Here is an 11,956-nt window from a genome sequence, read left to right as displayed (position 1 = left end):
CGGCGTGGGCTTCGGGTGCGTCGCTTGCCCCCGACCCTCCCCGGCGCCGGCTGCGCGCGCCGCTCGCCTCCCGGCCGCGGGTTCGGGGTGCGCCGCTGGCCGCGGGTTCCGGGTGTGCGGCTTCCTCTCGGGCGCGGGCTGTGGGTGTGCCGCTTGCCCCCGGCGCCGGGTGCGGGTGTGCCGCTTGCCCCCGGTGCCGGGTGCGGGTGTGCCGCTTGCCCCCGGTGCCGGGTGCGGGTGCGCCGCTTGCCCCCGGTGCCGGGTGCGGGTGCGCCGCTTGCCCCCGGTGCCGGGTGCGAGTGCGCCGCTTGCCCCCGGGCGCTGGCGTGGGCTCGGGGGCGGTGAGGCTGCGGGCGGCGCCGGGGGCTGCGGCGGCGGGGCTGCGCCGGGTGTGGGTTCGCGGTGGCGGGGGTTAGCGGGGGGCCATGCGGAGGGCGCCGTCCATGCGGATGACTTCGCCGTTCAGGTAGTCGTGTTCGACGATCGACACCGCGAGTTGGGCGTACTCCTCCGGCAGGGCCAGGCGCTTCGGGAACGGCACGCCGGCTGCCAGGCCCGCGCGGAACTCCTCGGAGACGGTCGCGAGCATGGGGGTGTCGACGATGCCGGGCGCGATGGTCATCACCCGGACGCCCACCGACGACAGGTCGCGTGCGGCCGGCAGGGTCATGCCGACCACGGCTGCCTTCGAGGACGCGTACGCCACCTGGCCGATCTGGCCGTCGAACGCCGCGATGGACGCCGTGTTGATCACGATGCCGCGCTGGCCGTGCTCCAGCGGCTCGGTCTTGCCCATGGCCGCCGCCGCCAGGCGCAGCACGTTGAACGTGCCGACCAGGTTGACGTCGATGACCTTGCGGTACAGCTCCAGGGAGTGGGGGCCGGACTTGCCGACCGTCCGCGTGGACGGGCCGATGCCGGCGCAGTTCACCACGATCCGCAGGGGGTTGCCGGAGCCTGCGGCGGTGTCGACGGCCGCCTGCACGTCCTCCTCCGACGTGACGTCGGCCGCCAGGTACGTGACGCCCTCGACCTCCGGGGCGCCCTCGACCTTCAGGTCCAGGGCGAACACCGCGGCACCCTTCGCGGCCAGTGCCCGCGCCGTCGCCAAGCCCAGGCCGGACGCCCCACCGGTGACGACCGCCGCGGTTCCCTCGATCTTCATGCCAACCTCCATCACCCGGCCGCTGTGCCGGAAAGGGAGGTTAACGGTCGTTCAGCGGTTTGTGCTCGGAGAGGTGCAGCAATGCGACCAACGGCACGGCCGCGAGCAGGGCCAGTCCCGCGAACAGCAGTGTGATCAGCAGGAGTTCCATACCTGCACGATGCCCGCCCGCCACCCGATAGCGCGTCCGCCGCCAGAGGGGTGTCGATGTACACCCAGGGGACTACCCACCTCACTCTCCGCATACAACTGGTGTTTGACCCACGGCAAACTTCGGCTGCGACCGTCACACGCATGTTCGTCCGACGGATCGCGGTCGTGGGAACGGGTTACGTGGGCCTGACGACGGGAGCCTGCCTGGCATCCCTGGGTCATCGGGTCGTGTGTGCGGACGTCGACGTCCTGAAGGTGTCCCGACTGCGCGCCGGGCAGGTGGACATCCTCGAACCCGGCCTCACCGAGCTGGTCGGGGAGGGCCAGGCGGCCGGCCGCCTGCACTTCACGGCCGACCTCACGACCGCCGTCGCGGACGCCGAGGTGGTGTTCCTGTGCCTGCCGACGCCGATGGGCGCGGGCGGCGCGGCGGACCTGTCGGCGGTCGAGTCGGTGGCCCGCGACCTGCGCGAGGTCCTGCCGTACGGGACGGTCGTGGTGTGCAAGTCCACGGTCCCGGTCGGCACGTCGCAGCGGGTCGCCGCCCTGCTGGGGCGCGAGGACGTCGCCGTGGTGTCGAACCCCGAGTTCCTGCGCGAGGGCAGCGCGGTCCGCGACTTCCTGCACCCGGACCGGATCGTCGTCGGCTCGGACTCCCCGCAGGCCGCCGAACGGGTCGCGGCGCTCTTCGCGAAGCTGGGTGCGCCCACCGTCCTGATGGACGCGGCGAGCGCGGAGATGGTCAAGTACGCGGCCAACTGCTTCCTCGCGATGAAGCTGTCCTACGTCAACGCGGTGGCCGAGCTGTGCGAGCTGGTCGGTGCGGACGTGTCGTCGGTGACCGACGGCATGGGCTACGACCGGCGCATCGGCCAGTCCTTCCTCAAGCCCGGACCGGGCTGGGGCGGGTCGTGCCTGCCCAAGGACACGCACGCCATGGTCCAGATCGCCGAGTCCGTGGGTGTGGACTTCGCGCTGGTCAAGGCCACCATCGACACCAACCACCGGCAGCAGCGCCGGGTGGTGGACAAGGTGCGGGACGCGGTGGGCGGCACGCTCGCGGGCGCCCGGATCGGCATCCTGGGGCTGGCGTTCAAGGCGGGCACGAACGACCTGCGCGACTCGCCCGCGCTGGCGGTGGCCGAGCTGCTGGCGTTCGAGGGCGCGGAGCTGGTGGCCCACGACCCGGAGATCCGGGAGCCGCTGGTGGGCATGACCGTGGTGGACGACCCGTACTCGGCGGTGCGCGACGCGGACGCGGTCGTGCTGCTCACCGAGTGGCCCGAGTTCCGCACGCTGGACTGGGCGCGGGTGGCCGGGCTGATGAACGGCGTGCTGGTCCTGGACACCCGCAACCACCTCGACGAGGACGCCCTGCGCCGGGCGGGCCTGGTGCGCGAGGGCCTCGGCCGCAAGCAGCCCGCGGCGGCCGGGTGACGGAGCGGCCGGTGACGGAGCGGCCGGGTGACGCCGATCCTGAAGGCGGGCTGAACCATCAGGACACGATTTAGTTAGCCGGGTTAACCAACCGGGTGGCACCCACGTAGGTTGTCGGGCGTGTTCACCACCCGACCAGAACTCGTCGGCACCCACGGCATGGTCGCCTCCACGCACTGGCTCGCGTCCGGCGCGGGCATGGCGGTGTTGGAGGACGGCGGCAACGCGTTCGACGCCGCGGTCGCGGCGGGCTTCGTCCTCCAGGTCGTCGAGCCGCACCTGAACGGGCCGGGCGGCGAGGTGCCCGTCGTCTTCGCGGCGGCCGGCGAGTCGGCGCCGCGGGTGCTGGCCGGCCAGGGCGTCGCGCCCGCCGGTGCCACCGCCGAGCACTACCGGTCGCTGGGCCTGGACCTGGTGCCGGGCAGCGGGCTGCTCGCGGCGACCGTGCCGGGCGCGTGGGACGGCTGGCTGACGCTGCTGCGCGACTACGGGACCAAGTCGCTGCGCGAGGTGCTGGGCCACGCCATCGGCTACGCCCGCGACGGGTTCCCGCTGCTGGAGCGCGTGTCGAGCGTCGTGGACACCGTCTCGGACCTGTTCCGCGACCACTGGACGTCGTCGGCCGCGCTGTGGCTGCCCGGCGGGAAGCCGCCGAAGCCCGGGTCGCGGTTCCGCAACCCGAAGCTCGCCGACACCTGGGAGTGGCTGCTGGCGGCGGGTGAGGCGGCCGGGTCGGACCGCGAGGCCCAGATCGAGGCGGCGCGCCGGGCGTGGTCGCAGGGGTTCGTGGCGGCGCAGGTGGACGAGTTCTGCAAGACCGCGTTCCGCGACGAGTCCGGCCGCGACCACGCGGGCGTGCTGACCGGCGAGGACATGGCGTCGTGGCAGGCGACCTACGAGGACGCGGTCGCGGTGGAGTTCGGCGAGTGGACCGTCGCGAAGGTCGGCGGCTGGTCGCAGGGACCGGTGCTGCTCCAGCAACTGCTGCTCTTGGAAGGTTTCAGCGACCGGCTGACCTACGTCGACGGGGTGCCCACGGCCGAGACCGTGCACCTGGCGGTGGAGTGCGCGAAGCTCGCCTTCGCCGACCGCGAGGCCTGGTACGGGGACTCCGGTGACGTCCCGCTGGACGTGCTGCTGTCCCGCGAGTACGCCGCCGAGCGCCGCGCCCTGGTCGGCGACACGGCGTCGCTGGAGCTGCGGCCCGGGTCGCCGGGCGGGCGGCGGGCCGTGCTGCCCGAGCACATCCGGTCGGGTCACGACGCCGCCGGCTCGGGGCGCGGCGGCGGCGCGCTGGGCGAGCCGACCGTCGAGCGGACCGGGGTGTCGCGCGGGGACACCGTGCACGTCGACGTCGTGGACCGGTGGGGCAACATCGTGTCGGCGACCCCGTCGGGCGGCTGGCTCCAGTCGTCGCCGACCATCCCGTCGCTCGGGTTCTGCCTGGGCAGCCGGGCGCAGATGTTCTGGCTGGACCAGGGCCTGCCGAACTCGCTGGTGCCCGGGCGCCGGCCCCGGATCACGCTGTCGCCGTCGCTCGCGCTGCGCGACGGCCTGCCGGCGCTCGCGTTCGGCACGCCCGGCGGCGACCAGCAGGACCAGTGGCAGCTCGCGTTCTGGCTCGCGCACACCGCCGGCCGGATGAACCTCCAGGAGGCGATCGACTCGCCGATGTGGCACACGAACGCCTTCCCGAGTTCGTTCGCGCCACGGGGCTGGACGCCGGGCGAGCTGGTCGCCGAGACCAGGCTGGGTGCGGACGCGCTCGCGGAGCTGGGCGCGCGCGGCCACCGGGTGGTCGAGGCGGGTGCGTGGACGCTGGGCCGCATGTCGGCCGTGGCCCGGGACTCCCGGGACGGCTTCCTGCGGGCCGCGGCCAACCCGCGGGGCAACCAGGGCTACGCGGTCGGCCGCTAGCGGGTGGAACCGGTGGGGACTGGGTTGGAACGGCCCCGACCCGAGGGGGAGGGGGCCGGGACCGTTCCGGCTCGAAGGGGCCGGGTCAGATGCCCAGGCCGGTGTCGATGTGCGAGGTCGGGTCGTTCTTGCCGTAGCCGAGCATGGACGCGGCCTGCTGCGCGTCCAGGTCGGTGATCACCGCCTTCACGTCCGGCTGCTGGCCGTTGACCAGCTGGAACTTGCCGTTCACGTCGTCGGTGTCGGCGCTGGCGAGGTCGCCGACCCGGCCGAGCTTGCCCAGCTCGGTGTCCAGCGTCGGGTTGCTCTGGAGGTCCACTCCGGACGCGTGCGCGGTGCCGCCCAGGCCGAGCACGACGGCGGTGCTGCCGAGGGCGACAGCGGCCCCCGAGATGGTCTTCCTGAGGTTCATGGGCGGGAAAGTTTCGCAATCCGGGTGTCCGGTTCAAGCTCGCTAACTCTCGCGAGTGGATTTCTTCACCCGTCCCGGTGGCGCGTACGTCCGCTGACGTAGGCCGTGCGCCCGCCTGCGGACCGATGTCCCCGCCCCGCTCCTCCCGTACGGTCGGCTCGTGGCATGGCTGGCGTGGGTGTGGTTCGGGGCGACGTTCGTCCCGCTGCTGTGGCGTCGGCGGTTCCCGATCGCGGTGCTCGCTGTGACCGGCGTGTCCACGTGGCTGTACTACGTGACCGGGCACTGGGGGCCGCTGATCGTCGCGCCGGCGATCGCGCTGCTGTCGCTGCGCCAGGTCCGCAAGGTCGAGCGTCGGGATCGCCAGGTGGAGGAAGAGCGGCTGCGCATCGCGCGCGAGGTGCACGACGTGGTCGCGCACAGCCTCGCGATGATCAACGTCCAGGCCGGGGTCGCGGCGCACGTCGCCGACCGGCGCCCCGAGGAGGCCGTGAAGGCGCTCAAGGCCATCAAGGAGGCGTCCGGCCACGCGCTGGAGGACCTCCGCGCGACCCTCGGCGTCCTGCGCACCGGCGAGGGCACCGCGCCCGTGCCGTCGCTGCGGCGGCTCGACGAGCTGGTCGGGCCCGTGCCCAAGGCGCGCGTGGTGGGGGAGCCGGGCGAGCTGCCCGCGCCGGTCGACGCCGCCGCCTACCGGGTGGTGCAGGAGTCGCTGACCAACGCGATGCGGTACGCGCCCGACGCCACGGCCGTCACCATCACGTTCACCCGGACCGACGACGCCCTGGAGCTGTCGGTCCGCGACGACGGGTCGGGCGCGCACGGCGGGCGGCAGGGCGCGGGCACCGGGTTGCGGGGCATGCGGGAGCGGGTGGCGGCGCTGGGCGGCCGGTTCGCCGCCGGGCCGCACCCGGAGGGCGGGTTCGAGGTGCGTGCGGTTCTGCCGTGGGAGGGCAGTCATGATCAGGGTGGTGCTGGCCGACGACCAGGTGCTGGTCCGGGCGGGTTTCCGGCTGCTGCTGGACACCGAGGACGGGTTCGAGGTGGTCGGCGAGGCGGGCGACGGCGCGGAGGCGGTCCGGCTGGCGCATGAGCACCACCCGGACGTGGTGGTGATGGACATCCGGATGCCCGGCACCGACGGCCTGGAGGCCACCCGGCGGGTCAAGGCGGAGCTGCCGGACGTGAAGGTGCTCGTGCTGACCACGTTCAACGTCGACGAGTACGTGTTCGAGGCGCTCAAGAGCGGCGCGTCGGGGTTCCTCCTCAAGGACACCGACCCGGTCGAGCTGCTGCACGCCCTCCGGGTCGTCGCGCAGGGTGACGCCCTGCTGGCCCCGAGCGTGACCCGGCGGCTGATCGAGGAGTTCGCGGCCCGCCCTGAGCACCGCCGCCCGGACCCGGCCGCGCTGCGCGAGCTGACCGCCCGGGAGCGGGAGGTCCTGGCCCTGGTCGCGGGTGGTCTGTCGAACGAGGAGATCGCCGATCACCTGGTCATCAGCCCGGCGACGTCCCGGACCCACGTCTCCCGGGTGATGGTGAAACTGGGTGCCCGCGACCGGGCGCAACTGGTCGTGCTCGCCTACGAATCCGGATTGGTGACACCGCGCAGGGCATAACCGGATGGTATGAGCAATTGTTATCCCCGTCGTAACCGGGAGTATTGGTCGTATTGGTCGCAACATTGTCGTGCGCGCAGTGAAAGGGTGCATATTCTCGTCACGCATTGCAAGCGAAAGCGCGAGAAAATGTACTCTCCGTCACCACGCCGAAGAGCCCCGCGTTCTCCACGCGGGGCTGCGCAACTGTTGCGTAGACCTCAGGCGATGGCGCCCGGGGGCAACTTCAGCTTGAACGGCAGCGTCGTCACCACGGCCAGGTCGGAGGCCGTCCGCTTCATCAGCGTCGGCGCGTTCCGCGTACCCGGCTCCGGCAGGTCGAGCAGCCGGTCGACCGCCTCCACGAGCGGACCCTCGTAGATCCAGACCGCCTGCGCGGCCCGCGTGGAGTCCCGAACCGCAGGTAGACGGCCTGCGCGGGCCTCCGTCTCGGACCAGAACAGGATCGAGTCGATGAACCCTCTGCGCTGCTTGAACGCCATGATGCGATCGAGCTGCCCGTCCTCGTCCCGAAGGTGGAGGAACTGGAAACCGCTCTCGCGCAGCTCGATCACCTTGCTCAGTGCGAGATCCATGACGCACCTACCTCTGTTGTGAGGTCCCCTAGCAGGCACAGGTCGTGCTCGACCCGAAAAAGATCGTACGGCAAGCGCACAATCCCCCATAGGGCCTAGGTGGACGTTGTTGTCCCAATGGGCGGGTGACTCCGGTCGGTTTTCTGTACGGACCGCAGCACCCGAACGGTTCGCACCGAAAATGCGACCGCTCCCAAAGTGACCAGGCTCACAGCCAACCACATGGCCGCACTCCGGCTTCGTCGGGTGGTTCGGGGTCACCTCTACAGACGCCGCGCATGGCGCGGGGGTTGCCGCCGCGGACCATGATCGAACCCCTACCTCGGCGAACTCGCCGCATCGGGTGAGGGGGCGCGGGTCGGCGGGCAACCCGCCCGTGGCATCCTTGCGCGGTGGCGCGTGCATTGATCACCGGTATCACCGGTCAAGACGGCAGGTATCTCGCCGAGCTGCTCAACAGCAAGGGCTACGAGGTGTTCGGCCTGGTCAAGGGCCAGAACAACCCCCGGGCCGAGCTCATCCAGCAGGAGTTGCCGTTCGTCGAGCTGGTGTCCGGCGACCTCCAGGACCTCCCGAGCCTGGTGGCGGCCCTGGAGCAGACCCAGCCCGACGAGGTCTACAACCTCGCGGCCATCTCGTTCGTGGCGCTGAGCTTCAAGCAGGCCGAGCTGACCGCGAACGTGACCGGCCTGGGCGTCCTGCGGATGCTCGAGGCCATCCGCATGGCGGGCGGCAGCCAGAACAACCCGATCCGCTTCTACCAGGCGTCCAGCTCGGAGATGTTCGGCAAGGTCCGCGAGACCCCGCAGCGCGAGACCACCCCGTTCTACCCGCGCTCCCCGTACGGCGTGGCCAAGGTCTTCGGCCACGACATCACCGTCAACTACCGGGACAGCTACGGCCTCTACGCCTGCTCCGGCATCCTGTTCAACCACGAGTCCCCGCGCCGCGGCCTGGAGTTCGTGACCCGCAAGATCACCAACGCGGTCGCGCGCATCAAGCTCGGCCTCCAGGACACCCTGGTGCTGGGCGACCTCGAGCCGCGCCGCGACTGGGGCTTCGCCGGCGACTACGTGCAGGCCATGTGGCAGATGCTCCAGCAGGACGAGCCCGACGACTTCGTCATCGCCACCGGCAAGACCCACCGCGTCCGCGACTTCGTCAACGCCGCCTTCACCCACGCCGGCATCGAGGACTGGGAGAAGCACGTCACCCAGGACCCGCGGTTCTTCCGCCCGGCCGAGGTCGACCTGCTGGTCGGCGACGCCTCCAAGGCGCACGACAAGCTGGGCTGGAAGCCGGAGGTCGACTTCGACCAGCTGGTCGCGATGATGGTCGACAACGACATCGACGTGGAGTCCCGCAAGGCCGGCCTGGCCTGACGCGCACGGCGTGACCCGTGGCCACCGACGTCCACCCGCACGCGCACAGCGGACACCGGTGGCCACCACCCGCCTCGGGTGGTGGCCACCGACGTCGTTCCGACCACTCCGTTCCGACCACGCCGCCGGGGTCCCGGTCGATACCCTGAGCGCGTGACACCTGCCGACTCGCGCGATCAGAACCAGCTCACCCCGCTGCCGGCGATCCCGGAGTCCTTCCTGCCGAACGAGCACGCGCTCTACCGGCCCCGGCACAGCGAGCGGCAGCGCGGCGCGCGGATCGCGGCGACCGTCTTCTTCCTCACCCCCCTGGTTCTGCTGGGTCTCGGCGTGCGGCCGCCGGAGTTCGAGAACCGGCCGCTGGCGTCCTTCCCGTCCCCCGCGGACGGGTTCGGCTTCTTCACCTCCTTCGACCGGTGGTCCACCGACCACCTGCCGCTGCGCGACGTCGCGGTGCGCGCCGCCGACGGGGTCAGCCGGGGCGTGTTCGGCGAGCCGTACCCGTTCGGGCAGAAGCACAGCAGCGGCGCCGTGCCGGGCGCGGTCCCCGCACCGCCGCAGGACGAATCGCTCGACGGGGTGGAGATCCCGCGCGCCAGCGGGTTCCCCGTCGTGGTGGAAGGCAGCGACGGCTGGCTGTACCTCGGCTACGACGTGCAGGTGGCGTGCCAGCCGGCCAGGCCCCTCGACGAGGTGATCGCCAAGCTCAACAAGCTGCGAGCCGGCGTGGAGGCGTCCGGGCGGAAGTTCGTGCTGGTCGTGCCGCCCAACAAGGCCACGGCCGCCCCCGCGAACCTCGGCGACGACTACCTGGGCGCCAAGTGCTACCAGCGCGCGCGGGACGAGTTCTGGCGCCGGCTCGCGCCCGAGACCGGCGCGCTCGACCTCCGCGCGGACCTCGACGCGGCGGCCCGCGAGGTGGGCCGCCCGGTCTACGCCAAGAACGACACCCACTGGACGCACGAGGGCGGCATCGTCATGACGCGCGCCATCGCCGAGGCCGTCCAGCCCGGCTCCACCAAGAACTGGCGGATCACCAAGACCCGGGCCTTCGACCTGGTCGGCGACCTGCCGAAGCTGCTCGGGCGCACCCAGCGCTGGCAGGTGCAGGAGTACGACCTGGCACCGGACGGCAAGGAGGTCCGCAGCCACGACGTGAACGACACGTTCAAGGAGCCCAAGCGGCTGACGCAGCCCGCCGGCTCGGGCGGGGTGGCACCCAAGGTCGGGCTGATCGGGGACTCGTTCACCTTCCTCGTCAACCGGTACCTGGCCGGCGGGTTCTCCGACATCACGATGGTGCACGGCGACGTGGTGGAGTCCGACCCCGCCAAGGTCGGGCGCATGCTGGCGGACCAGGACGTCGTCGTGCTGGAGGCCGTCGAGCGCACCCTCGTCGGGGGCATCAACCCGGTGCTGTCCGACGAGAACATCGACGCGCTGCTCACCGAACTGGCGAAGCGGCCCCGCCGGTAGCAGGCGCCGGCCGCCTCCAGCCCTGTCGGCCGTCCCCCGCCCCGTCGAGCCCTCAGGCCTCCAGGGCCCGCTCCCACGAGCCGCGCGGGTCGAGGTCCAGCGGCCGGACCGGCGGGTCGGGGCGCAGGCGGCGCAGCAGCACCTGCTGCACCAGGGCCGTCGACCGGCCGGCGCGCACGACGTGCCGCCAGAAGACGTGGTCCTCCAAGCCGTCCAGCAGCGGGTCGGTCACCCAGCCGCCCAACCGGTCCACCACCTCCCGCCGCACCAGGTACCCGGCGCCGAGGTAGGGCAGCTCCGCGAGCCGGCGTTCCTCCGGCGGCAACGCGCCGACCAGGCCCTCGACCGGGTCTCCAACGGGGCAGTGGGCCACGTCGGCGTCCGCCGCGAGGAGCCGTTCCAGCAGGTGGCGGGAGGCGCGGAAGCCGGCGTCGAGCACCAGCAGCCGGTCCGCACCGGAACGCTCCAGCAGCCCGGCGCGCGCCTCGCCGAGGCCGAGCCGGATCTCGTGGTGCAGCACGGCGGTGGCGGGAGAGCCCGCCGACAGCGGCACGCCGTCCGCGCACACCAGCAACCGGTCCGGCCGCACGGTGCCGTTGATCAGGTCGAACAGCAGCGGGTCCGGGTCGGGCTCGCCCGGCTGCTGCACCACCAGGACGTCCACCCCGGAGCCCGAGCCGGCCGGGAAGCGGTCGTACCACTGGCGGCCCGCCCCGCGCCGCGCGAACGCCATGCGCTCCACGGCCAGCCGGACGGCCAGCGCCTCGGCGTCGTCGGCGGTCCGCGCCGCCGACGCCGCGCCCGCGAACCGCGGGTCCCAGGACGGGGTGTCCACGGCGAGCGGGCGCACCGCCTGCTCCTGCTGCGGCGTCGGCAGGGCGGGCAGCGGCGCGGGCGACGCCGAGCCCTTCAGCACGTCGGCCGCCACGTCCACCAGCGTCTTCGCCGACCCGAGCAGGTCCAGGCCGTTGGTCACGAAGTCGTAGCCCGAAAGGCGCAGCTCCCGCTCGCGCTCCGGCACGGCCGCCAACGCCGCCGCCGCCGCGCCGAGCGATCCGGCGCTCGCCATCACCAGGTGCTTGCCGGGCACCATCGGCTCGACGTCCGTCGACGGCTCGGTCACCACGACGCAGCCGTTGATCATCGCTTCCAGCACCCGCACCCACTCCAGCGCGGTGGACCGCCCGCGGTGCAGGTTGAGCAGGATGCGCGAGTCCGCGAGGTGGCGGAACTTGGCCTCGCCGGGCAGGAAGTCGACCCGCTGGGGGCCCATCGGCTCGTGCGGCGGCGTCAGCAGCCGGACCCGCAGGTCGTCCAGGTCCTCCGCGTAGCGGTCGAGCAGCAGGGACCGGCGGCGCTCGGCGGTGCCGAGGTAGGTCACGTCGACCGACCGCGCGGAGTCGGGGTCGCCGCCCCACCGGTCCCACAGCGGCGTGTAGCCGAGCTGGAAGTGCTCGACCGCCATGCCCCGGGCCCGCAGCTCCGCCGTCGAGTCGACGTTGATGTCCACGCCCGCGGCCAGCGACGGCAGCAGGTCCGCCGTGCGCTCGAACGTCATGGTGCCGGGGTGCTCCACGCAGAACGCGACCGTGCGCCGGCGCAGCTCGTCGGACGGGCGGTCGGCGACCGGGGCGACGTAGAAGTACTCGTGCGGCACCACCACGTACACGGTGTCGGGGCCGGGCTCGGGGAAGGGGCCGACGACGGTACGTGCTCGACCACCGGCGCGCCGCACCGCGTCGGCGACGACCTCGAACAGCTCCTCCATGAACACCGACCCGCCCGCGGCGGAGACGAGGCACAGGTCAGGGGTGCTCACG

10 protein-coding genes are annotated in these 11,956 nt (G+C 72.6%); 6 read left to right on the top strand and 4 right to left on the bottom strand.

The genetic code is table 11. From position 1 onward, the window contains the following. Window positions 1-412 precede the first annotated feature (412 nt). Window positions 413-1,165 carry an SDR family NAD(P)-dependent oxidoreductase gene (locus DFJ66_RS23510; protein ID WP_121223821.1) on the bottom strand — a complete coding sequence of 251 codons (753 nt, stop codon included), beginning with the start codon at window positions 1,163-1,165 and terminating at the stop codon, window positions 413-415. A 294-nt stretch (window positions 1,166-1,459) separates the two neighbouring features. Between DFJ66_RS23510 and DFJ66_RS23505 the strand changes: the two genes are divergently transcribed. Further along, window positions 1,460-2,755 carry a UDP-glucose dehydrogenase family protein gene (locus DFJ66_RS23505; protein ID WP_121223819.1) on the top strand — a complete coding sequence of 432 codons (1,296 nt, stop codon included), beginning with the start codon at window positions 1,460-1,462 and terminating at the stop codon, window positions 2,753-2,755. Window positions 2,756-2,875: 120 nt separating this feature from the next. Further along, window positions 2,876-4,672: a gamma-glutamyltransferase family protein gene (locus DFJ66_RS23500; protein ID WP_121223817.1), complete on the top strand. Its 1,797-nt coding sequence runs from the start codon at window positions 2,876-2,878 to the stop codon at window positions 4,670-4,672. Between the two features lie 85 nt (window positions 4,673-4,757). On the opposite strand, the gene DFJ66_RS23495 is transcribed toward DFJ66_RS23500, so the two are convergent. Continuing rightward, on the bottom strand, window positions 4,758-5,084 hold the full coding sequence (locus tag DFJ66_RS23495; protein WP_121223814.1) for a hypothetical protein: 327 nt from the start codon (window positions 5,082-5,084) through the stop codon (window positions 4,758-4,760). Window positions 5,085-5,244: 160 nt separating this feature from the next. Between DFJ66_RS23495 and DFJ66_RS23490 the strand changes: the two genes are divergently transcribed. Both DFJ66_RS23490 and DFJ66_RS23485 read left to right on the top strand, forming a co-directional pair. Then, the gene (locus tag DFJ66_RS23490) at window positions 5,245-6,177 is read left to right on the top strand and encodes a sensor histidine kinase (protein ID WP_246029877.1); all 933 of its coding nucleotides are present in this window, start codon (window positions 5,245-5,247) and stop codon (window positions 6,175-6,177) included. Further along, window positions 6,074-6,703 carry a response regulator gene (locus DFJ66_RS23485; RefSeq protein ID WP_246030234.1) on the top strand — a complete coding sequence of 210 codons (630 nt, stop codon included), beginning with the start codon at window positions 6,074-6,076 and terminating at the stop codon, window positions 6,701-6,703. The genes DFJ66_RS23490 and DFJ66_RS23485 overlap by 104 nt, the downstream gene beginning before the upstream one ends. 200 nt (window positions 6,704-6,903) lie before the next feature. Here the strand turns inward: DFJ66_RS23485 and DFJ66_RS23480 are convergent, their stop codons facing one another. Next, window positions 6,904-7,278 (bottom strand): hypothetical protein, encoded by a 375-nt coding sequence (locus tag DFJ66_RS23480; RefSeq protein WP_121001064.1) that lies wholly within the window; start codon window positions 7,276-7,278, stop codon window positions 6,904-6,906. A gap of 392 nt (window positions 7,279-7,670) precedes the next feature. Here DFJ66_RS23480 and gmd point away from each other — a divergent pair, with 392 nt between their 5' ends. Then, complete coding sequence (gene gmd / locus DFJ66_RS23475; protein WP_170199613.1) at window positions 7,671-8,660, top strand: GDP-mannose 4,6-dehydratase; 990 nt, start codon at window positions 7,671-7,673, stop codon at window positions 8,658-8,660. A 153-nt stretch (window positions 8,661-8,813) separates the two neighbouring features. Beyond that, window positions 8,814-10,136, top strand: a complete 1,323-nt coding sequence (locus DFJ66_RS23470) for an alginate O-acetyltransferase AlgX-related protein (protein ID WP_170199611.1) — start codon at window positions 8,814-8,816, stop codon at window positions 10,134-10,136. Between the two features lie 52 nt (window positions 10,137-10,188). Here DFJ66_RS23470 and DFJ66_RS23465 read toward each other — a convergent pair whose 3' ends face one another. Continuing rightward, entirely contained in the window at window positions 10,189-11,955 is a 1,767-nt protein-coding gene (locus DFJ66_RS23465; RefSeq protein ID WP_246029876.1) for a glycosyltransferase family protein, read from the bottom strand. Window position 11,956: the final 1 nt, after the last annotated feature.

The sequence above is a fragment of the Saccharothrix variisporea genome, from assembly GCF_003634995.1.
Lineage (GTDB): Bacteria > Actinomycetota > Actinomycetes > Mycobacteriales > Pseudonocardiaceae > Actinosynnema > Actinosynnema variisporeum.
This window is presented reverse-complemented; position numbering and strand designations above follow the sequence as displayed.